This is a genomic window from Nocardia sp. XZ_19_231 (assembly GCF_015355705.1).
Taxonomy (GTDB): Bacteria; Actinomycetota; Actinomycetes; order Mycobacteriales; family Mycobacteriaceae; genus Nocardia; species Nocardia salmonicida.
In genome coordinates, this window is record NZ_JACUZI010000001.1 from 456,457 (window position 1) to 477,170 (window position 20,714).

Annotated in this window: 18 protein-coding genes and 1 tRNA gene; 11 read left to right on the forward strand and 8 right to left on the reverse strand. The window is 67.5% G+C overall.

Going from position 1 to position 20,714, the window contains the following annotated elements:
• The first annotated feature begins 4 nt into the window (after positions 1–4).
• The 3 genes from IBJ82_RS02015 (at position 5) to IBJ82_RS02025 (ending at position 2,426) form a co-directional block, all read left to right on the forward strand.
• Positions 5–424, forward strand: coding sequence for a cobalamin biosynthesis protein (locus IBJ82_RS02015; RefSeq protein WP_194824242.1), 420 nt, complete (start codon positions 5–7; stop codon positions 422–424).
• Between the two features lie 64 nt (positions 425–488).
• A tRNA-Pro gene (locus IBJ82_RS02020) sits at positions 489–554 on the forward strand.
• Positions 555–827: 273 nt separating this feature from the next.
• Positions 828–2,426 (forward strand): TROVE domain-containing protein, encoded by a 1,599-nt coding sequence (locus IBJ82_RS02025; protein WP_194824243.1) that lies wholly within the window; start codon positions 828–830, stop codon positions 2,424–2,426.
• A gap of 63 nt (positions 2,427–2,489) precedes the next feature.
• Here IBJ82_RS02025 and IBJ82_RS02030 read toward each other — a convergent pair whose 3' ends face one another.
• Both IBJ82_RS02030 and IBJ82_RS02035 read right to left on the reverse strand, forming a co-directional pair.
• Positions 2,490–3,581: a hypothetical protein gene (locus tag IBJ82_RS02030; protein WP_228536388.1), complete on the reverse strand. Its 1,092-nt coding sequence runs from the start codon at positions 3,579–3,581 to the stop codon at positions 2,490–2,492.
• Positions 3,582–3,595: 14 nt separating this feature from the next.
• Complete coding sequence (locus tag IBJ82_RS02035) at positions 3,596–4,720, reverse strand: phosphotransferase family protein (RefSeq protein WP_194824244.1); 1,125 nt, start codon at positions 4,718–4,720, stop codon at positions 3,596–3,598.
• A gap of 667 nt (positions 4,721–5,387) precedes the next feature.
• Here IBJ82_RS02035 and IBJ82_RS02040 point away from each other — a divergent pair.
• Both IBJ82_RS02040 and IBJ82_RS02045 read left to right on the forward strand, forming a co-directional pair.
• Positions 5,388–6,785 (forward strand): MFS transporter, encoded by a 1,398-nt coding sequence (locus IBJ82_RS02040; protein WP_194824245.1) that lies wholly within the window; start codon positions 5,388–5,390, stop codon positions 6,783–6,785.
• Between the two features lie 187 nt (positions 6,786–6,972).
• The gene (locus IBJ82_RS02045) at positions 6,973–8,319 is read left to right on the forward strand and encodes a DoxX family protein (protein ID WP_370585109.1); all 1,347 of its coding nucleotides are present in this window, start codon (positions 6,973–6,975) and stop codon (positions 8,317–8,319) included.
• A 10-nt stretch (positions 8,320–8,329) separates the two neighbouring features.
• Here IBJ82_RS02045 and IBJ82_RS02050 read toward each other — a convergent pair whose 3' ends face one another.
• On the reverse strand, positions 8,330–8,776 hold the full coding sequence (locus IBJ82_RS02050) for a nucleoside deaminase (protein WP_194824247.1): 447 nt from the start codon (positions 8,774–8,776) through the stop codon (positions 8,330–8,332).
• A gap of 175 nt (positions 8,777–8,951) precedes the next feature.
• Between IBJ82_RS02050 and cobA the strand changes: the two genes are divergently transcribed.
• Together cobA and IBJ82_RS02060 are read left to right on the forward strand one after the other, a co-directional pair.
• Positions 8,952–10,193, forward strand: a complete 1,242-nt coding sequence (cobA, locus tag IBJ82_RS02055) for a uroporphyrinogen-III C-methyltransferase (protein ID WP_194824248.1) — start codon at positions 8,952–8,954, stop codon at positions 10,191–10,193.
• Positions 10,194–10,271: 78 nt separating this feature from the next.
• The gene (locus IBJ82_RS02060) at positions 10,272–11,732 is read left to right on the forward strand and encodes an MFS transporter (RefSeq protein ID WP_194825117.1); all 1,461 of its coding nucleotides are present in this window, start codon (positions 10,272–10,274) and stop codon (positions 11,730–11,732) included.
• A gap of 18 nt (positions 11,733–11,750) precedes the next feature.
• Here IBJ82_RS02060 and IBJ82_RS02065 read toward each other — a convergent pair whose 3' ends face one another.
• Genes IBJ82_RS02065 through IBJ82_RS02075 form a run of 3 tightly spaced genes read right to left on the reverse strand, consistent with a single transcriptional unit; the run spans position 11,751 to position 15,064 of the window.
• Positions 11,751–12,164 carry a PPOX class F420-dependent oxidoreductase gene (locus IBJ82_RS02065; RefSeq protein WP_370585110.1) on the reverse strand — a complete coding sequence of 138 codons (414 nt, stop codon included), beginning with the start codon at positions 12,162–12,164 and terminating at the stop codon, positions 11,751–11,753.
• 54 nt (positions 12,165–12,218) lie between these two features.
• The gene (locus IBJ82_RS02070) at positions 12,219–13,556 is read right to left on the reverse strand and encodes an aspartate aminotransferase family protein (protein ID WP_194824250.1); all 1,338 of its coding nucleotides are present in this window, start codon (positions 13,554–13,556) and stop codon (positions 12,219–12,221) included.
• Positions 13,557–13,573: 17 nt separating this feature from the next.
• Positions 13,574–15,064, reverse strand: a complete 1,491-nt coding sequence (locus IBJ82_RS02075) for a CoA-acylating methylmalonate-semialdehyde dehydrogenase (RefSeq protein WP_194824251.1) — start codon at positions 15,062–15,064, stop codon at positions 13,574–13,576.
• Between the two features lie 110 nt (positions 15,065–15,174).
• On the opposite strand from IBJ82_RS02075, the gene IBJ82_RS02080 reads away from it, so the two are divergent.
• A complete protein-coding gene (locus IBJ82_RS02080) occupies positions 15,175–16,797 on the forward strand; it encodes a PucR family transcriptional regulator (RefSeq protein ID WP_194824252.1) in 1,623 nt (540 codons plus the stop codon).
• Positions 16,798–16,841: 44 nt separating this feature from the next.
• On the opposite strand, the gene IBJ82_RS02085 is transcribed toward IBJ82_RS02080, so the two are convergent.
• The gene (locus tag IBJ82_RS02085; protein WP_194824253.1) at positions 16,842–17,483 is read right to left on the reverse strand and encodes a LysE family translocator; all 642 of its coding nucleotides are present in this window, start codon (positions 17,481–17,483) and stop codon (positions 16,842–16,844) included.
• A gap of 84 nt (positions 17,484–17,567) precedes the next feature.
• Here IBJ82_RS02085 and IBJ82_RS02090 point away from each other — a divergent pair, with 84 nt between their 5' ends.
• Both IBJ82_RS02090 and IBJ82_RS02095 read left to right on the forward strand, forming a co-directional pair.
• Positions 17,568–18,242: an NADPH-dependent F420 reductase gene (locus IBJ82_RS02090; RefSeq protein ID WP_056811574.1), complete on the forward strand. Its 675-nt coding sequence runs from the start codon at positions 17,568–17,570 to the stop codon at positions 18,240–18,242.
• A 127-nt stretch (positions 18,243–18,369) separates the two neighbouring features.
• Complete coding sequence (locus tag IBJ82_RS02095) at positions 18,370–19,002, forward strand: metal-dependent phosphohydrolase (RefSeq protein WP_194824254.1); 633 nt, start codon at positions 18,370–18,372, stop codon at positions 19,000–19,002.
• A gap of 17 nt (positions 19,003–19,019) precedes the next feature.
• Here IBJ82_RS02095 and IBJ82_RS02100 read toward each other — a convergent pair whose 3' ends face one another.
• The gene (locus IBJ82_RS02100; RefSeq protein ID WP_194824255.1) at positions 19,020–19,709 is read right to left on the reverse strand and encodes a type 1 glutamine amidotransferase domain-containing protein; all 690 of its coding nucleotides are present in this window, start codon (positions 19,707–19,709) and stop codon (positions 19,020–19,022) included.
• 50 nt (positions 19,710–19,759) lie between these two features.
• On the opposite strand from IBJ82_RS02100, the gene IBJ82_RS02105 reads away from it, so the two are divergent.
• On the forward strand, positions 19,760–20,707 hold the full coding sequence (locus IBJ82_RS02105; protein WP_228536389.1) for a LysR family transcriptional regulator: 948 nt from the start codon (positions 19,760–19,762) through the stop codon (positions 20,705–20,707).
• The last annotated feature ends 7 nt before the right edge of the window (positions 20,708–20,714 follow it).

Sequence of the window (20,714 nt, forward strand, 5' to 3'; positions counted from 1 at the left end):
GCCGATGACGACCTCCGGCGGCGAGCGACAACCGGCGACGACCGGTGTCGCATCGTCGGGTTCGGCGGTGGCTGTCGGCATCGGCGTACGGCCGGGTACCGATGGGGGCCGGATCGTTCGCGCGGTGCGGGCGGTGGTCGGCGACACCGCCATCAGCTGCTTGGCGACCCTCGACCGGCGTGCGACCGAACCTGGTGTCCTGGCCGCCGCGGCGACCCTCCGTGTGGTCGTGGTGGCGTTCACCGCCGAGCAACTGGCCGAGGTCGACGTGCGGCACCGTTCGGATCACGCGTCGGCGGCCGTCGGCACCCCCAGTGTCGCGGAAGCCGCGGCTCTGCTCGCGGGCCACGGCGAACTCGTGTGCGGCAGAACAATTGTCGACGGGATAGTGATCGCAGCGGCGTCGGTACCGCCGCCTTCGTGAATGCCGAATTAATTCAGTGGGCAAGTTCGAATAGGGGCAGTAACGTAGTTTCCAGCAGTTGCGAGGCGGACCGGATCTGATCGGTTACCATTCGGATTGGGGATGTCGCAGGTTCGAATCCTGCCCGCCATCGCAAGGTGGCGGTAGTTCAGCCTGGTAGAGCACCTATACCGGTCGGGACACACACGTCCGCCGAGCAACTGCCATGTAGTGAGCGGGACGGACCGGATTCGGTCGGTTATCTGGCACGACCTCAGGGTCCAGCGGGTTCGAACCCCGTGGCGGAGAGCAATTTCCGTTGTTCGGCCGTAATTACACGTCCGCCCGCTCATCACGTCACCACATGTCCCGTCGGGTCCGGGACCGAATCATCGACGCCGGTATACGTATCGGAGGGGGAACAATGAATATCTTGTCGCGCAATTCTCGTCGCAGCACGCCGCAGACCCTGCCCGCCGATACCCGGCAGGTGGTCAACAATGCGGGCGGCTACGTCTTCGAGATCACCCCGCAGGCGCGGGCACGCCGCTTTCTCACGCTCGGAACGGAATCCGGAACCTTCTATGTCAACGCGAAGGCTTTGACGGCCGACAATATCGAATTCATCGCCGAGTACGCCGCCGAGCACACCGCCGACCTCGTTCGGGAGATCATCGAGATCTCCACCTCCGGGCGTGCACCGCGCCCGAACCCGGCCCTGTTCGCGCTGGCCGCCGCCGCGTCGCTCGGTGATGTCGACGGTCGCCGCGCCGCTCTCGCCGCACTGCCGCTCGTGGCGCGGACCGGCACGCACCTGTTCCTGTTCGCCGGCTACGCCGAGCAGTTCCGCGGCTGGGGTCGTGGTCTGCAGCGGGCCGTCGCGAACTGGTACCTGGACAAGCCGGTCGACGCACTGGCCTTCCAGGTGGTGAAGTACCGGCAGCGTGAGGGCTGGTCGCACCGCGACCTGCTGCGCCTGTCGCACCCGGCGACCACCGACGACGAGCGACGCAGGTTGTTCGACTGGATCTGCGGCCGCGCACCGGAACTCGACGGTTTGGCCCTGCTCGACGGTTTCCAGCGAGCACAGAACGCACCGGTGGCGCAGGTGCCGGAGTTGGTGCGCGAGTACCGGCTCAGCTGGGAGATGCTGCCCGATGCCGCGCTGAACACCGCGCCGGTGTGGGAAGCGCTGCTGGACAACGGCATCCCGCAGACCGCACTGCTACGTCAGCTGCCACGCCTGACGCGCCTCGGCCTGCTCGATCCGCTCGGACCGCGCACCGCCGCGATCTGCGCGCAGCTCGTCGATCCGGCGCGGCTGCGCAAGGCTCGGGTGCACCCGGTGTCGGTGCTGATCGCGTTGCGCACCTACGCTTCCGGACGTTCGGCGCGCGGTGCGGGCACCTGGACGCCGTCGGCTCCGGTCGTCGACGCCCTCGATACCGCGTTCTACGCGGCCTTCGAGTCCGTGCGGCCCACCGACCTGCGGCACCTGCTGGCGCTGGACGTATCCGCTTCGATGACGAGCCCGATCGGTGGACTGCCGATCTCGGCACGCGAGGCCTCGGCCGCGCTCGCCCTGGTCACCGCACGCACCGAGCAGCGGCACCAGATCGTCGGGTTCACCTCGGGCGGCAAGGGGTGGCAGGGAGCGCGCGACCTGTCCCAGCTGTCGATCTCGCCGCGGCAGCGTCTCGACGACGCGGTGGCGGCGGTGTCGGGACTGCCGTTCGGCGGCACCGACTGCTCGCTGCCCATCCTGCACGCGTTGGACAAGGGCATCGAGGTCGATGTTTTCTCGATCTACACAGACAGCGAGACATGGGCGGGTTCGGTGCACCCGCACCAGGCACTGGCCCGGTACCGCCGCGAGGTGAACCCGCGCGCCAAGCTCGTGGTGGTCGGCATGACCGCGACGAACTTCAGCATCGCCGATCCGGAGGACGCGGGCATGCTCGACGTCGCCGGATTCGATGCCGCGGTGCCGTCGCTACTGGCCGACTTCGCCACGGCCGCATAAGAAATCGGAGCCGCCGCGACCTCGTTGTCGCGGCGGCGCCTTTTTATCGCGCGAAGGGTTCCGTCAAGGGGCGACGGAGGACCAATCGGCGAAACCTGTGGGGTCGTGGCGGCCCATGGAGGCGTGTTCGAACAGGCCCCAGCCCTCGGCGTCACCGCAGCGGGCGTAACCGATGTGGTCGATCACGCCGTAGGGCGTGCGGGCCTTGATCGCGGGGTCGGTGAGGTCGTAGGCGCTCGACAGCGACCAGTTCTCGCCCATCCAGCGGCCGTGGGTCCAGTCGGGGTCGGCGCCGTAACCGCAGCCCACGTGCAGGGCGATACCGGGGCGCGATTCGACCTCGACCTCGAGGGGCTTGCCGTCGGGCGTGGTCATGTCCAGACGCACCGACTTCGGGTGCCGGGTGCCGGGCTCGTAGGTCCAGTGCATGCGGGGCCAGCCCAACTGTTCCTTGCGGCCGTCGTTCCAGATTCGGACCGCGTTGTTGAGCGTGCGGGTGCCGTCCGGTTCCTCCTGGACGATCACCACGATCGAGAAGTCCTGGAAACGCAGCGGCGCGTACAGCCACCAGAAACCGTCCATGCCGGTCGGTCGACCGGCGGGTTCCGGCTCACCGGAGGGCCGGATGCCCCAGGATCGGTCGCGGCTGCCGGTCCACACCGCGGGATCGACGGTGTAGTCGATGCCGTCGACGGCGAGAGTGCCTGCCCACGAACCCGATTGGGCGAAGCGGGAGGCCTCGATCATCGGCTTGGTGCCGGACAGGATCAGGTGCGGCTGCTCCTGCACGGCGGGCTGCGCACCGGTCCAGGTCAGATCGAAAGCGAGATCGTCGTGCTCACACACCACGCGCAGCTTCTGCAACGGCTCGATCACCTCGATTCGGTAGCCACCGACGGCGGTGTTCAGATCGCGCGAGGTGAGCGCGTCGGAGAAACGCACGCTGCGCTGGGCGTCACCGTGGCGCACCGTCGCGAAAGCGTCGACCACACCGAGGTTCGGGTACACGCCGAATCCGGTGATCAGCATCGCGTCGCCTGTGGGGTCGAAGGCGTTGAAGTAGTAGCGGTCGTAGAAGTTCCGGTCGCTGGTGGCCACCCTGGCCAGCGACAGCGGGGTCTGATGGACCGGGTATTCGTCCAGGGGGACGGGCATGATCGCGCGCATAGTCAGTCCCATTCGTAGGTGCCGTCGAGCAGCGCCTCGAGGCTGAGGCGATGCATCACGTAGTCGTCGAGTTCGGCGGGCACGGTGTCCTCGCCGAAATGGATCATCCGGCACTTGATCCTGGCCATCACGATCGCGTGCCGCAGCGCGGCGTAGACGATGTAGAAGTCCAGATCACGGACCGAATGTCCGGTCAGTTCCTCGTATTTCGCCACCACCGCGTCGCGGCGAAGGAAGTCCGCGAGGCCGGGTTGGTCGAAGCGGGTCGCGATGTCCTGGAAGAACCTGTGGATGAAGATGGTCCAGCCCAGATCGAGTTCACGCGGCGCGAAGGTCGCCATCTCCCAGTCGAGCACCGCCGTCGGGGTGAAGCCTTCGAACAGGATGTTGCCGGGGCGGGCGTCGCCCCAGTTCAGCACCTCGGGACCGGGTTCGGCAGGCCAGTTGGCCTCGAGCCATTCGAAAGTTCGCTCGATCAGCGGCACCTCGACGTCATGGTCGGTCAGCGCCCACTTGTACCAGGCGCGCTGGGCCTCGAAATGCCTGCGCAGCGCGGTTCCCTCGCCATCGAGCAGCGGAAAGCGCTGGGCTACATCGTCGATGGCGTGCACCTGCGCGATCACTTCGACGGTCGCGTCCGCTACCAGTTCGCGCTCGGCGGCGGTGGCGTCGAACAGCCAGCCGAAGAACACGTAGGGCGGATTGTCCGACGGCGCCCTGCCCTCGACCCGTTCCATCACGAGGAAGGGCGAGCCGAACACGGAGTCATCGAGTTCGAGCCAGCGCAGCGTGGGGACGGCGACCTCGGAGGCCGCAGCGACACCGGCCATCACCTGGTACTGCATGGCCAGGTCGTAAGACTCGAACACCGGGAACGAGCTGTCCTCCGGCGCCATCCGGATGACGAAGGACCCCTGTTCGGTGCCGCCGCCCGCCGACCATTCGGCGTCGAACAGGATGGTGGTGCTGGACATGCCGCCGCTGGACGGCTTGCTCAAATTGCTGACCGCCACGTCGCCGCCGACCTTGTCGGTCAGCCAGCGGGTCAGCTGTCCGGCGAGCTCGTCCAGATCACGCTCGCTGACGGTGAGCGACATCTGAGCGGCAGGATCCTGATCTTCGGACATCTGTGCTGGCTCCCCTGTCGGCAAAACTGTAACGTGTGTCACTTCTGGTTACCCGAAGACTATCCGAAATGTAAGTCCGGCGTCGGTGAGTGAGATTCAGGGTTGACAAGGGATGTCCTGCCGGTTCGCGCCGACGACTGCTGGCAGATCGATACGGCAGTAGTCGATGTGTCCGCATCGTCTCCCCTCGCTGACCCATGTCATCCGGCCGACTGGTTCACAGGTGGGCCGCTCCGTACAGCTCACTTGTAGGACGCGTGTCGCGCCGGTTCGATTCCACGGTGAGTCAGATCCGTTGCCATACAGTGGAACCACGAGCCACGTCGCGGCGTCCAACTAGGCGACGGGATCAACGACCGAGCTTCGCTCGGCCCGAGGGCTATTGGAAGGTATCGGGGGATACGGATGACGTCCGGAGCGACAGTCGCGTCATGGCGGGGAACGCGTGAACGATTCGAACCATCGACGATCCCCGCTCTGCGCAAGCGCAAGCAGCCGCGCGTCGCTCGGGCGGACGACGCCAAGTAGGTGGTGAGCGATCCCTTGCCGGAAGCGCAGCGAGGAAACCTTCACGCGCGCGTCGGATCGGAAATTTCCAGCCAGTTCGGTACCGACCCTGAAGTCGTGCGGGCTGCCGACTACGTGTTGCACGAATTGGAGGAAAGGGGTGGCTCTGATCGAGCGATTCGGCGCGTTGTCGATCGGTGCCGACTATCGCCGCCTCTGCCTGGCACAGGCGTTCTCATCGTTCGGTGAGTATCTTTTTGCCAGCACGAGCACGGTCTGGGTGGCAGTTCGACTGTTTCCGGACAGTCCACGCCTACCCGCCTTGATCGGAGGGGTGATTCTCGCGGCGTCCGTGCCGCGGATCGTCTTCGGTCCGATCGCAGGCGTGTACGCCGATCGATGGAATTCTCGCAAGACGATGATCGTCAACGATTGGATCAGAGTCGGAATATTCACGACGCTGCTGGCCGTCGTCCAGTTCGGTGATCTGAGTCCCGGCCGAACGTTCGTTGCGGTTGTCGTCTGTATAGTTCTTTCCGAAATCAGCGCGCAGTGCTTCAACCCGGCCAGGGCGGCGGTCATGCAATTGATCATCCCGCCGGACCGACGGATCGAAGCCGCGAGTATGTCGATGTTCTCGCTCACCGGTGTCGCCATCATGGCTACCTTCGCCGGACCAGCCGTATTCGGCCTGTTCGGCGCTCGGATAGCTATTTGCGTCTGTATCACCACGTATGCGATGTCATATGTGATGACGGTTCGTATCCGCAGCAATTATCAGCCACAACGGCAGGTCGCCGGACACTTCTGGCGCGATTTTGCCGACGGTGCCCGGTCTGCATGGCACACCCCGATGCTGCGCGTGGTCCTCATCGGAGCTTGTTTCTACGGTGTATCGCTCGGCATAAACAGTTCGGTACTGGCGCTGTTCAGCCTGAAAACGCTCGGGTTGAGCCCGGGGCACTACGGTCTACTGGCGATGATGTTTCCGGTTGGCAACCTGGTCAGTGTTGTATTCGGTGTCACGCTGATCAGGCGGCTCGGCGTGAACCGGTCCTATCTGCTCGCCTTGTCGGCCCTCGGCCTCGGCTATGTTGCCTACGCCTGCGTTGGGCAGTTGGTGACCGCCTGTGCGGTGATGCTGATGTGCGGGGCGATATTTTCGATATACATCATGTGTCAGGGCCCGATTCTGCAAGAGGCGGTGCCGGAAGGCTATATGGGGAGAATCAGCGCGGTATTCGGTCCGATGGTGTCGATCACCTCGGCCGCGTCCACACTCCTTGCGTCTCAAGCGCTGTCGTACTCGGCAGGACGAGGATTGACCGCCGGCGACGGCAGCTGGCAAGACCCGTATCGACTGCTGATCATTTTCGGTGCCGCCTTTTTGTTCGTCGGAGGAGGCGGAATGTATCTCGTGCGGGCACGCACCCACCGCCGTGGCCGATCGAAGTCGCCAGCGCACGGGAAGCGCGGACAAGGCAGAGACCTGATCGGCACCTGGAGACGCTGCATGAACCGTGAGAATGAAGTCGGCCCATGGAATTCACTGTCTTGATGCGCAGCCCTCGGCCCGGACTCCAGTAAGTCGAACGGCTTGCGCGGGCGCACACGCCGCTGCTCCCGGTGCGTTCGGGTCGCCGGGTTGCCAGGGTAAAGATCAGGGTTTTCCCGGACGCGCTCGGTGGGGGTGCCGATTAGCTTCGGTAACAAAGGATCTCGACGGGGAGGTACGGGTGTCTGTAGTGACCACGGAGCGTACGCACGATGAAGTTGGGAGCGCGCCACCACCTACTCCGACCTGGCATCCGGTCACCCGGCTCGCGTTCCGGTTCAGTGTCGCCTATCTCGGTCTGTTCTGTCTGTGGATGGCGCAGGTCACCTTCGTGTTCCTCGGCGTCTTCGCATTGTCGTTGCCCGAGGAGGCCGTGCTCTGGCAGATGCTCGCGCTCGAGCCGGTGAGCGCCTGGATCGGTGAGCACGTGTTCGGGGTCGAGGCCGAGCTGGCCATGACCGGCAGCGGTGACCAGGCGGCGATCTGGATCCAATGCGGCCTCGTGTTGATGGCCGCGGTGCTGATCACCGTCGTGTGGTCGGTGCTCGACCGGCGCAGGCGCGCGTATTCACGGCTGCTGAGCTGGTTCCTCACCGCGATGAGGTTGTTCGCGGGCGGGCAGATGCTGTTCTACGGTTTCGCGAAGCTGATCCCGACGCAGATGCCGGAACCTTCCTTGATCGCCCTGCTCACTCGCGTCGGTGATCTGACACCGATGGCGATGTTGTGGACGCAAGTGGGATCCTCGCCCGCCTACGAGATCGCGTTGGGTACGGCCGAAGTAGTCGCCGGGCTGCTGCTGTTCTGGCCACGCACGGCGACGCTGGGCGCCATGCTGAGCGTGATCAGCATGGCGCAGGTGTTGCTCCTCAACCTCACCTACGACGTCCCGGTGAAGATGCTGTCCGGGCACCTGCTGCTGATGGGGCTGGTACTGCTGGCCCCGCAGGCCCGACGGATGATGAATTTCCTCGTACTGGAACGAGAGTCGGAACCGGCCGTGCAGCCGCCGCTGTTCAGGTCCGAGCGCGCGAACCGGTGGGCCACCGTGGTGCAGGTCGCGGTCGGGCTGTGGATCACCGTGGGGATGATCTACGCCGGTATGGACAGCTGGCGTGAATACGGCGGCGGCGCACCGAAACCCGAGCTCTACGGCATCTGGGAAGTCAGCGAGTTCAGCATCGAGGCCGCCCCGATCCCGCCGCTCACCACCGATCCGGTGCGCTGGCAACGCCTCGTCATCGACGTCGGCACCGCGGGCTACCAGCGGATGGACGACACGATCGTGCCGGTGCTGGCCACGACCGACCTGGCGGCGAACACGATGACGCTCGCCGCCGCACCCACCGGCCCGGACCAGACCCCCGCGCCGTACGCGACATTCACCGCCGACCATCCCTCGCCCGACAAGCTGACCCTGCGCGGCGAACTCGACGGCCGACCCACGACGGTCACCCTCGATCGCCTCGACCTCGAGCGATTCCCGTTGCGCGGCACGAACTTCCGCTGGGTGCAGAACCAACCGTATTTCGGCTGAGATCGAACGGCTAGACCGCGCCGATGTCCTCGAACCACAGGTCGGGGCGGTCGGCGACGAACTCGCTCATCAGCGACACACAGCGCGGATCGTCGAGCACGAGCACCCGGACTCCGTGTTCGGCGAGCCAGTCGTGGCCGCCGTGGAAGGTCTGAGCCTCGCCGATGATCACGGTGCCGATGCCGAACTGGCGCACCAAGCCGCTGCAGTACCAGCACGGGGACAGGGTGGTGACCATGATCGTCGGGCGGTAGTCGCGGCGACGGCCCGCGGCGCGGAAAGCGTCGGTTTCGGCGTGGACGCTCGGATCGTCGTTCTGTACGCGGCGGTTGCGGCCGCGGCCGAGCAGGGTGCCGTCGGCGTCGAACAGGGCCGCGCCGATCGGGATGCCACCCTCGGCCAGACCCTGGAGGGCTTCGGCGTAGGCAATGTCGAGGAGTACCTCCGGCTGGGTCATGGTCTCCACTGTCCTGCCTGCTCGCCGGGTGGGCAACGCGGAACACCGATCGAGATCAGCGAACGCGGGAGATCTTTCGTCGAGACCGGCCTGGATGCGACGATCGTGGATCGACGGTGCGTCTGTCGGCGGGTGCGTTCGGGCCGCACCGAGCCAGGAACTAGGCTCCGACACTGTGCCGAACACCGCTGACACCGCATCGACCCCGCCCGCAGGCGACCCGAACTACCTGGTCGGGCTCGATCTGCGTGGCCGCAGAGTAGTCGTCGTCGGCGGCGGAACCGTTGCCCAGCGCAGACTGGGGCTGCTCGTGGCCTCGGGTGCGGATGTGCACGTGATCAGCCGAGTGGTCACCCCGGCTGTCGAGGGTATGGCTACGGCGGGGCAACTCGGCGTCGAACTGCGCGCCTACGCCGACGGCGATCTCGACGGCGCCTGGTACGCGATGGCCTGCACCGACGAGCCCGAGACCAATGCCGCCGTGGTCGCCGAAGCCACCGCCAAGCGCATCTTCTGCGTCCGCGCCGACATCGCCCGTGACGGCACCGCGGTCACCCCCGCGACCGCCCGCTACGACGGACTTTCGCTCGGCGTGCTCGCCGGGGGCGAACACCGTCGCTCGGCCGCTGTGCGCAACGGCCTGCTCGAAGCGCTGCAATCCGGTGTGGTGACCGACGATTCGGAACCGGTGACCCCCGGCGTCGCGCTCGTCGGCGGCGGCCCCGGCGATCCCGACCTGATCACCGTGCGCGGTCGCAGGCTCCTCGCCCGCGCCGATCTGGTCGTCGCCGACCGGCTCGCCCCGCCGGAACTGCTCGCCGAACTGGGCCCGCACGTCGAGGTGATCGACGCCGCGAAGATCCCGTACGGCCGGTCGATGGCGCAGGAAGCGATCAACCTCGCCTTGGTCGAGGGTTTCAAGGCGGGCAAGTTCGTGGTCCGGCTCAAGGGCGGCGACCCGTACGTGTTCGGCCGCGGGTACGAGGAACTCGAGGCGTGCACCGCGGCCGGTATCCCGGTGACGGTGGTACCCGGCGTGACCAGTCCGATCTCGGTGCCCGGCGCTGCCGGTATCCCGGTGACCCATCGCGGGGTGACCCACGAGTTCGTCGTCGTGAGCGGACACGTCGCCCCCGAGCACCCCGATTCGCTGGTCGACTGGTCGGCGCTGGCCAAGCTGCGCGGCACCATCGTGCTGATGATGGCGGTCGAGCGGATCGACAAGTTCGCCGCCGCGCTGCTGGAAGGCGGGCGGCCGGCCGATACCCCGGCCGCGGTCATCCAGGAGGGCACCCTGCGCACCCAGCGGGTGGTGCGCGCCGACCTCGCCACGGTCGCCGACCGGGTCAAGGAAGAGGGCATCCGTCCGCCCGCGATCATCGTCATCGGCCCCACGGCGGGCTTCGGCCTGGACTAGCTTCGCAGGCCGCGCGCCCCCGGGTCGCCGTCGCGCCAATTACACTGCCTCGTTGTGCTCGATAAACCCGCTGCGACGATGCAGTATCCGGTGACGGGGCGGGCCTTCGGTCTCGCCATCCTCGTACTCAGCGGCCTGCAGTTCATGGTCGTGCTCGACGGCACTGTCGTGATCTTCGCGCTGCCGCGGCTGCAGGAGGAGATGGGGCTGTCCAGTTCGGGCAGTGCCTGGACGGTGACCGCCTACGGCCTGACCTTCGCCGGACTGATGCTGCTCGGTGGCAGGCTCGGCGACGCGTTCGGGCGTAAACGGATGCTGATCGTCGGCGTCGGGGTGTTCACCGCGGCCTCGCTGGCCTGCGGTCTGGCCAATAGTGAGGCGATGCTGCTGATCTCGCGCGCCTTCCAGGGCGCAGGCGCGGCGATCGCGGCGCCGACGGCCTTCGCGCTGGTCGCGACCACTTTCGCGCCGGGGCCTGCCCGTAATCAAGCCATCGCGATCGTCGGTTCGATGGCCGGAATCGGGTCGGTCGGCGGTCTCGTGGTCGGTGGTGCGCTCACGGAGTTCTCGTGGCGGTGGATCTTCCTGATCAATGTGCCGATCGGTGCGCTCATCGTGGCGGGCGCGGTCTACAAGCTGTCCGACACCGAGCACCATCGCACGCCGCTGGATATCAAGGGCGCGATCCTGGGGACGCTGGCCTGCGCGACGATCGTGTTCGGCGCGACCGAGGGCCCGGCGATGGGCTGGACGAGCCCGGTCATCCTCGCCTCGCTGATCGGTGGGTTCGCGCTGCTGGTGATCTTCGTGGTGACCGAACGCCGTCAAGCCGATCCACTGCTGCCCTGGTCGCTGTTCGACAGCCGCGACCGGGTCGCCACCTTCGCGCTGATCTTTCTCGCCGGTGCGATCCTCGGCGCGATGACGTTCTTCGTCGCCCAGTTGCTACAGAATGTGCTCGGGTACAGCCCGCTGCAGGCCGGTGTCGCCTCGATCCCGTTCACCATCGGCATCGGGCTCGGCGGCGCCGTGGCGTCGAAGGCGGCGCTGGTCGTCTCGCCGCGCTGGCTGCTGGCATCGGCCTCGCTCGTGCTGGCTGTCGGTCTGCTGTTCGGCTCGACGCTGGATCAGCACGTGCACTACCTGCCGACGCTGCTGGTGCTGCTCGTGGTGATCGGCTTCGGCGTCGGCGTCGCCATGGTGCTGGCCCCGCTGTGTGTGCTCGTCGGAGTGTCGCAGTCGAACATCGGTCCGCTGGCGGCGGTCGGCCAGATGTTCATGAACCTGGCGACACCGATCGCGATCGGCCTGTTGAGCCCGATCGCGGCGTCGCGCACTCTCTCGCTCGGTGGCACCGACGGCCGTGCCGCGGACATGTCGCCGATCCAAATCGAAGCGCTGAACAGCGGATACACGCTGGTCCTTTTCGTCTGCGCCATCCTGGCGGTGCTGGCCGCCCTGGTTGCCCTGACGCTTCGGTTCACTCCGCACCAATTGGTGCAGGCACAGAACGCGCAGGAAGAGGCCCAGCGGAGCTGACTCCGCCGGGCCCGCTGCTCACAAGCGTCCGGTGACCTTGGTCGGGCTGACGCGGACGACGACGCGTTCGGCATCGTCCACCGATGCCGGGTTGAACTCGCGATACGGCTTGCCGGTGTATTTGAGCGACATCTCGTCCGGCAGCGCACGTTCGGGATCCGGTGTGGTGGTGGCGGTTCCGCGGACCTCGGCGTAGAGGAACGGCCGCTCGGGCGGGTTCACCATCACGGTGATCCGCGGGTCGCGCACCAGGTTCTTGGCCTGCTGTCGGGAGACGGTGGTGGAGAACAGCAGCTCGTCGCCCTCGCGTTTGATCCAGACCACGGTCAGGTGCGGATGCCCGTTGGGCCCCACCGTGGCGACGGTCGCGTAGACCTTCTCCTCGTCGAGATACGTTTTCAGCTCATCGGAAAGCACGGCGGTATCAGTCACGCTCCGGTAGAACGCCGAACGCGGCAGGCGCATTCCGCCCGCCGCGTGGCGGGGTCAGACGGTGTGCGCGTCGGCGACGGTGAGTGCCTGATCGAGGATGGCCAGCCCTTCCTTGGCCTCGGCCTCGGTGATCACGCACGGCGGAACCACGTGCAGGCGATTGAAATTGACGAACGGCAGTACCCCGCCGGCGCGGCAGGCGGCGACCAGTTCGTTCATCGCGGGGCTGGTGCCGCCGTAGGGGGCGAGGGGTTCGCGGGTGGCCCGGTCGCGGACCAGCTCGAGTGCCCAGAAAACGCCGAGCCCGCGGACTTCCCCGATGCTCGGATGCCGTTGTGCCAGTTCGCGAAGGCCCGGACCGATGACCTTCGCGCCGATGTCGGCGGCGTTCTCGACGATGCGCTCGTCGGCCATCGCGTTGATCGTCGCGACGGCCGCGGCGGTCGCGAGGGGATGCCCCGAGTAGGTGAGCCCGCCGGGGTAGGGCCGGTCGGCGAAGGTCGCCGCGATGGCCGCGCTGATCGCCACGCCGCCGAGCGGGACGTAACCGGAATTGACCCCCTTGGCGAAGGTGATCAGATCGGGCACGACCTCGAAATTGTCGATGGCGAACCACTTTCCGGTCCGCCCGAAGCCCGCCATCACCTCGTCGGCGATGAACACGATGCCGTGCTTGTCGCACAGTTCGCGGACCCCGCGCATGTACTCCGTGGTCGGCACCATGATGCCCGCGGTGCCCGGCACCGATTCCAGGGCGATCGCGGCGATGGTGGCCGGGCCCTCCATCTCGATGGTGCGCTCGAGATGGGCCAGCGCCCGCTCGGTCTCCTGCGCCTCGTCGGTGGCGTGGAATTCCGAGCGGTACAGGAACGGGCCGAAGAAGTGCACGGTTCCGGTGTTGCCGTGGTCATTGGGCCAGCGGCGCGGGTCGCCGGTGAGGTTCACCGCGGTCTCGGTACCGCCGTGGTAGGAGCGGTAGCGCGAGAGCACCTTGTAGCGGCCGGTGTGCAGGCGTGCCATCCGGACGGCGTGTTCGACCGCGTCGGCGCCACCGTTGGTGAAGAAGATCGTGTCGAGATCGCCGGGCGTGCGTTCGCTGATCAGGCGGGCCGCCTCCGAGCGGGCATCGTTGGCGAATGACGGTGCGACAGTGCAGAGTTTGGCCGCCTGCTCCTGGATGGCGGCGACGACCTTCGGATGCTGGTGGCCGATATTGGTGTTCACCATCATCGAGGAGAAGTCGAGCAGGCGATTGCCCTCGCCGTCCCACACGTAGCAACCCTCGGCGGCGGTGAGCACCGTTGGCGTGAGAGCTGCTTGCGCGGACCAGGAATGGAAGACGTGGCGGCGGTCGAGTTCGTAGGCGCGAGCGGCCTCTTCGGAAAGCGTCATGTCGAGTCTCCCTCGGGTTACTTGTTCTGCGGGAAGCCGAGTTCCAGCCCACCGTGGCTCGGATCGAGCCAGCGGGCGGTGACCGCCTTGGTGCGGGTGAAGAAGTGCACGCCGTCGGTGCCGTGCGCGTGCGAGTCGCCGAACAGCGAGTTCTTCCAGCCGCCGAAACTGAAATAGGCCATCGGCACCGGGATCGGGACGTTGATGCCGACCATCCCCACCTCCACCTCGTGCTGGAACCGGCGTCCCGCGCCGCCGTCGTTGGTGAAGATGGCGGTGCCGTTGCCGTAGCGGTTCGCGTTGATCAGCGCCACCGCCTCCTCGTAGGTGTCGACCCGCACGACCGACAGCACGGGACCGAAGATCTCGTCGGTGTAGACGCTCATGGTGGGCGTCACCTCATCGAGAATCGTCGGGCCGAGCCAGAATCCGTCCGGCGCGCCGTCGACGGTGAGATCGCGGCCGTCGAGAACCACCCGCGCGCCGGAGTTTTCGCCCGCGTCGATGTACTCGGCCACTCGGTCACGGTGCGCGCGGGTGATCAGCGGGCCCATCTCCGCCCCGTCGGCTCCGTCGCCGGTGACGATGCTCGCGGCCCGCTCGCTGATCTTGGCGACCAGGTCGTCGGCCACCCCGCCGACCGCGACGACCACGCTGATCGCCATGCACCGCTCACCCGCCGACCCGAAACCGGCGTTCACGGCGGCGTCGGCGGCCAGGTCCAGATCGGCGTCGGGCAGCACCACCATGTGGTTCTTCGCACCGCCGAGCGCCTGTACCCGCTTGCCCGCCACGGTGCCGCGCTGGTAGACGTACTTGGCGATCGGGGTGGAGCCGACGAACGACACCGCCTTGATCGCCGGGTTGTCGAGGAGTTCGTCGACGGCGACCTTGTCGCCCTGCACGACGTTGAACACGCCGTCGGGCAGCCCGGCTTCCTGCCACAGCCGCGCCAACCACAGCGCCGCCGACGGATCCTTCTCGCTCGGCTTGAGCACCACCGTGTTGCCTGCGCCGATGGCGAGGGGGAAGAACCACATCGGCACCATGGCGGGGAAATTGAACGGTGCGATGATCGCGACCGGGCCCAGCGGCTGACGGATCGAGTAGATGTCGACCTCGGTCGAGGCGTTCTCCGTGAATCCGCCCTTGAGCAGATGCGGGATACCACAGGCGAATTCGACGACCTCGAGACCTCGAGTCACCTCGCCGAGCGCATCGGCGGCCACCTTGCCGTGCTCGGCCGTGATGACCGCGGCCAGTTCCGTTCTGCGTTCGGCGAGCAGTTCGCGGAAGCGGAACAGTACCTGGGTGCGGCGGGTGAGCGAGGCGTCACGCCAGGACGCGAAGGCCACCGTCGCGGCGTCGATCGCGGCGCGGGTGTCGGCCACGTTCGCTAGCGCCAGCTCCCCGGTGACGACGCCGGTGGCGGGATTGGTCACCGGCGCTGTCGTCTCGCTGGTACCGCTCACCGATTTGCCGTCGATCCAATGGCCGATGGACTGCATGAATGCCTCGATTCGCCGGGTGGTGTCGTGCCCTCCACCCTGGTCCATCCGGAGCCCGGAAAGGGCCGACGATGTATACACAATTGCGGCATTCGTATTACGATCTGTCAGTGCTGTTGACCGTGGCCGATGTGCTCGCGACGCCGGTGATGCAGGCCGGGCAACCCGAGGTCGTCTGCGCCGCGAACCTGGACCGACCGGTGCGTTGGGTGCATGTCAGCGACCAGGCCGACGTCGCCGACGTACTGGTCGGCTCGGAGTTGATCCTGACTACCGGGCAGGCGCTCGCCGCTCCCGAGCAGGCACGGATCGCCTACCTGCGATCGCTGTCCGCCGCCGGTGTCGCGGGACTGGTCGTGGAACTCGGCAGCTACGTGAGCGAACTCGGTCCCGTCGTCGCCGCCACGGCCGCCGAACTCGAGCTGCCGGTGATCGTGCTGCATCGGGTGACCCGCTTCGTGGAGATCACCGAAGCCGTCCACCGGGCGATCGTCGCCGACCAGTACGCCGAGCTCGAGTTCGCGCGCACCGTGCACGAGACGTTCACCGAACTGAGTGTGCGCCGTGCCGCGCTGGCCGAGATCGTACAGACCGCCGCGAGCATGCTCGACGCGTCGGTGGTGCTGGAAGACCTCTCACATCGAGTACTGGCGGCCACCGCCCGGCACGCCACTTCGGCTGCGTTGCTGGAGGATTGGGAGGCCGTTTCGCGGATGCTGCCCGACGGATCCGGTGTTGTCGGCGTCGGACCGCACACGCAGCGCTGGGGCAGGCTGATCCTGCGCAGCGACCGAGCCCATACCGCGCGGGTCGCCATGGTGCTCGAACGCGCCGCGCAAACCATCACCCTGCACCGGATGATCGACAAGGACCGCTTCGGGCTGCACCGGCAGGCCCAAACCGGCCTGATCGCCGACCTGGTGGACGGGCGGGTGACCGACGAGCGCGACGCACAGGCGCGCGCCGCCGCGCTCGGTCTGCACCGGCGCGCCCGCTATGTGCCGCTGGCGATCGAGATCGACACCGAGTCGACGACGGATCCGGTCGCGGCGCAACGACGTAGTGAGTCGATCGTCGAAGCGGTGACCCATGCCCTCGGTCTGGTCGACGCCTCGGCGCTGAGCGCGGCGGCACACCGGCGAACGCACGGTGGGACCGACGGCGAACAGGTCACCGTGATCGTGGCGGTGACTCGTGGCGGCGATGTCGATGATCACTTGGCGCCGGTGTGCACCACGGTCCTGGCCGAGGTCCGCCGGGTCGAGGGCGTGCGTCGTGCGGTCATCGGCGTCGGCGCCGACTCCGATTCTCTGCTCGACGCCGCGGGCGGACTCGCTCATGCGACGGGCGTGGCCGAGGTGGCCCGGTCGATGACGGCGACTCCGAGCCGAATGTTCTTCCGCAGCGCGGATATTCGCCTACGAGGTCTGCTCTCGCTGATCCGCGACGAACCCGGCGTGCAGAGCTTCGCCGAGGCCGAACTCGGCGCGCTCCTGCGCTACGACATCCGCCACACCGCCGATCTCACCGGCACCCTGCGCCGCTTCCTCGACCTGGCAGGCAACAAGACCGAACTCGCCAAGGCGCTCGCGATCAGCCGACCCACTCTCTACGACCGTCTCGCCCGCATCGAACGCATTCTCGCCGTCGACCTCGACGACGGTGAATCGCGCACCTCCCTGCACGCCGCGCTGCTCGTGCGCGACGTGACCGCGGGCGGCGACAAGCTCTAGGCCGCGAGCGGGCCCAGCATGGCCGGGCAACTGGTGGTCGTGGTTCAGTCTTTGCGGCCGGTGAGAGCCAGCGACGTGCCGAGCCCGATCATCACCAGGCCGCTGGTGCCGCCGACGGCGGCGAGACGGCGCGGCGACCGCGCGAACCAGGACCGGGCCGACCCCGCCACGAGCGCCCAGAGCGAGTCGAAGATCAGGCCGAAGACCGGGATGCAGAGCCCGAGAATCAGCATCTGTTGTGGCACCGCGTGCGTCGTATCCACGAACTGTGGCAGCAGCGCCGCCAGGAAGACGATGTTCTTCGGGTTGGTGATCCCGACGATCAGCCCGTCCCGCAACGCCAGAGCCGGCCGGTGCGAGTCCACGCCCTGCTGGCCGTGAAAGGCCGTCCGCAGCGCGTCACGATGTCGAATCGCTTGCACGCCGAGATAGACCAGATAGGCGGCCCCGACGAGTTTGATCGCCGTGAACACCGCCGCCGACGCCGCCACCACCGTGCCCAATCCGAACGCGACAGCGACGACCTGCCCGTAGACCCCGATCGCATTGCCGAGCACAGTCATCAGTGCCGATCGCCGCCCCACGGTAAGCGCGCGCCCGATCGTGAACAAGACGCTGGGACCGGGCACGATCACCAGCAGAAACGCCAAGCCCGCGAAGGACACGAGATGAGCCGAAGACACCATCGCTTTACGCTATCCGGCGGCTGAAGCGGGGACAATGACCGCGGTGTGGGGAACAACCATGCCCTGGTGGAGGTTGTTCCGCGCATGACGACACTCGGATTGATCGGCAGCGGACACATCGGCTCCACCGTGGCGCGGTTGGCGGTGGACGCGGGCTATGACGTGGTGCTCAGCAACTCGCGCGGCCCCGAGACCCTGGCGGATCTGGTCGCGGAGCTGGGTCCGCGGGCTCGGGCGGCTACCCCGGCCGAGGCGGCCGGAGCAGGCGACTACGTGGTGGTCACCGTGCCGTTGAAGGCGTATCGGGACGTACCCGTCGCACCGCTCGCGGGCAAGGTCGTGTTCGACACGAACAACTACTATCCCGACCGCGACAGCGCCATCCCCGAACTCGACGCCGACGAGACCACGACCAGCGAACTGTTGCAACGCCACCTCCCCGAATCGAAGGTGGTCAAGGCGTTCAACAACATCGCCTACGCCAACCTCGCCGAACTCGCCCGCCCCGCCGGTGCCGCGGACCGGTCCGCCCTTCCCATCTTCGGCGACGACCCCGACGCCAAGAAGCTCGCCACCGACCTCATCGACGCCATCGGCTATGACGTAGTCGACGGTGGGTCCCTCGCCGAAAGCCGCCGCTCCCAACGGGATACCCCGGTCTACGTGCGCCCCTACGCCGCCGACGACAACTGGCCGCCCGCCCCCAAGCCCGCCGGCGCCGAGGAGGTGCGTGCGGCCCTCGCCGCCGCCGAGGTCTGAGTGCTGAGCGTCGTCCGGCTGTCCGCAGCCGGACGACCAACGCCTGTTCGAGGCGATGGCGCGCAGCGGCGGTGACAGGCAAGATCGGGGGGTTGTGGGTGTCGGTGCCGACGACGAAACTTGTTGTATGAGTGCGCTGTCGCAGAATCTTCTGGACCGGTGGATCGCCTTGGCCGGGGTCGAGGCCGAGCAAATCGGTGCCGGGGTGGTGGGGCGCTACAGCGAACCGCACCGCCGCTACCACACCGGCACCCACCTGGCGGTGATGCTCGCGGCGATCGACGAATTCGCCGGTGCCGCAGCCGATATCGATGCCGTGCGATATGCGGCGTTCTTCCACGACGCGATCTACGCCGTCGCACGGGCCGACAACGAGGAGCGCAGCGCCGACCTGGGCCGCGACATCCTCGAATCACTGGGTGCCGCACCGGAACTGGTCGAGGAGGTGGTGCGGCTCGTGGTCCTGACTCGCGGACACAAGCCGCAGCCGGGCGATGCGAACGGCGCGGTCCTCTGCGATGCCGACCTCGTCGTGCTCGGTGGCACACCCGAGGAATACGCCGCCTACACCACCGCGATCCGCGCCGAATACGCCCACGTCCCCGACGACCTGTTCCGTGCGGGCCGCGCCTCGGTCCTTCGCAATCTGGCCGATCAGCCCCGCCTGTTCCGCACCGACCTCGCCCACGACCGCTACGAGGCGATCGCCCGGGCCAATCTCACGGCCGAACTCGCCGAGCTCACCGCCGACATCGGCTGACGTGACCGACGGCCTGTCTACAGGGCAGTGAGTATCTCGGCGGCCAGCGGGCCCGCGGAGGCGGGGTTCTGTCCGGTGTAGAGATTGCGGTCCACCTCGATGTGCGGCGCCCACGGGTCGCCTTCGCGGTAGTCGACACCGAGCGCGACCAAACGATCCTGGAGCAGCCACTTCGCCTTGTCGGCGAAGCCCGCCTGAGTTTCCTCGGCATTGCTGAACGCGGTGAGGCGGTAGCCGGCGAAGGGGGAGCTGCCCGACTCGGCGGTGGCCAGGAGCGCGGCGGGGGCGTGGCAGACGATGCCGAGCGGCTTACCGGAGGCGAGCGCGTCGGTGAGGAGAGTGCCGGAGACAGGGTCGACGGCGAGGTCCTGCATCGGGCCGTGACCGCCGGGGTAGAAGACGGCGTCGTAGTCGGCGAGATCGACCTTGTCGAGCGCGATCGGACTCCGCAACGCGGTCGCGCCGGAGAGGATTTCGGCGACCGCCGCCGCACCCTCGGCGCCGCCGTTGACCTCGGGGGCCATGCTGGCCTGGTCGACGGTCGCGATAACACCGTCCGGGGTTGCCACGGTGACGGTGTGGCCCGCGCCGGTGAAGGCCGCGTAGGGCGCCGTGAATTCCTCGGCCCAGTAGCCGGTGGGATGTTCGGTGCCGTCGGCCAGTGTCCAATGATCGGTGCCGGTGAGAACGAACAGGATGTGTGCCATGGGATCAACGCTAGGGTCGATGGCATCTCCTGACCAATAGGATTGTCTATATGAGACATAGGACAGCCGATGGGTCGATGGATCTGGTGCAGCTGCGGACCTTTCTGGCCGTCTTCCGCACCGGTTCGCTCACCGCGGGCGCGGCCCAGGTCGGACTGTCCCAGCCGACCGTGACCACCCAGATCCAGGCCCTCGAGCGATACCTCGGCAGGCCGCTGTTCGAACGACTTCCCCGCGGGGTGACGCCGACCGCCGCCGGTCACGAGCTCGCGGCGCGGGTCAGCGGCCCACTGGAGGCGCTGGAGGCGGTCGTTAGCGGTGCGGTGACCGATCGTGCGGCGCCGCCCGAACCGCCGGTGCTCCTCGGCGGACCGGCGGAGATGCTCGCCGCCAAGGTGGTGCCCGCGCTCGCGCCGCTGGTCGCCGACGGCGTACGGCTCACCGTCAGCACCGGGATCACCGACGACCTGCTGGCCCGATTACATTCGGGCGCACTGGATCTGGTCTTCGCCACCACCCGACCGCGTGGGCGTACGGTGCTGGCCGAACCGCTTGTCGACGAGGAATTCCTGCTCGTCGCCGCCCCCGCGATCGCCGACCGCATCGACACCGAGCGTCTGCGGGCCGAAGGTCCGATCGCGTTGGAGGGTATCCCGCTCGTCAGCTACGCCGCCGATCTGCCGATCCTGCGCCGATACTGGCGCCACGTGTTCGAGACCCGGCTGGAAGCCGAACCGGCGCTGATCGTCGGGGACCTGCGTGCGGTACTCGCCGCGGTCACCGCGGGGGCGGGGATCAGCGTGCTGCCGCACTACCTGTGTGGCCGGGAACTGGCCGACGGAACGCTGGTCACGCTGCTCGATCCTGCCGATCCGCCGATCAATACCGGTTTCCTGGCTCGCCGGGTCGGCGCGCCCTCGCGACCGCACGTCGACCTGGTTCGCGCCCGGCTGGTCGAGGCGGCGCGAGGATGGCGGGTGGGATGCGGTGCCGAATAGGCAAGTG

Bases quoted from the DNA above. Each gene is read 5' to 3' on its own strand.
- IBJ82_RS02050 (WP_194824247.1), bottom strand. From the start codon at position 8,776: ATGACCCAGCCGGAGGTACTCCTCGACATTGCCTACGCCGAAGCCCTC.
- IBJ82_RS02090 (WP_056811574.1), top strand. From the start codon at position 17,568: ATGACGACACTCGGATTGATCGGCAGCGGACACATCGGCTCCACCGTG.
- IBJ82_RS02035 (WP_194824244.1), bottom strand. From the start codon at position 4,720: ATGTCCGAAGATCAGGATCCTGCCGCTCAGATGTCGCTCACCGTCAGC.
- IBJ82_RS02060 (WP_194825117.1), top strand. From the start codon at position 10,272: ATGCAGTATCCGGTGACGGGGCGGGCCTTCGGTCTCGCCATCCTCGTA.
- IBJ82_RS02100 (WP_194824255.1), bottom strand. From the start codon at position 19,709: ATGGCACACATCCTGTTCGTTCTCACCGGCACCGATCATTGGACACTG.
- IBJ82_RS02085 (WP_194824253.1), bottom strand. From the start codon at position 17,483: ATGGTGTCTTCGGCTCATCTCGTGTCCTTCGCGGGCTTGGCGTTTCTG.
- IBJ82_RS02070 (WP_194824250.1), bottom strand. From the start codon at position 13,556: ATGACGCTTTCCGAAGAGGCCGCTCGCGCCTACGAACTCGACCGCCGC.
- IBJ82_RS02105 (WP_228536389.1), top strand. From the start codon at position 19,760: ATGAGACATAGGACAGCCGATGGGTCGATGGATCTGGTGCAGCTGCGG.
- IBJ82_RS02075 (WP_194824251.1), bottom strand. From the start codon at position 15,064: ATGCAGTCCATCGGCCATTGGATCGACGGCAAATCGGTGAGCGGTACC.
- IBJ82_RS02025 (WP_194824243.1), top strand. From the start codon at position 828: ATGAATATCTTGTCGCGCAATTCTCGTCGCAGCACGCCGCAGACCCTG.
- IBJ82_RS02030 (WP_228536388.1), bottom strand. From the start codon at position 3,581: ATGCCCGTCCCCCTGGACGAATACCCGGTCCATCAGACCCCGCTGTCG.
- IBJ82_RS02095 (WP_194824254.1), top strand. From the start codon at position 18,370: ATGAGTGCGCTGTCGCAGAATCTTCTGGACCGGTGGATCGCCTTGGCC.
- IBJ82_RS02015 (WP_194824242.1), top strand. From the start codon at position 5: ATGACGACCTCCGGCGGCGAGCGACAACCGGCGACGACCGGTGTCGCA.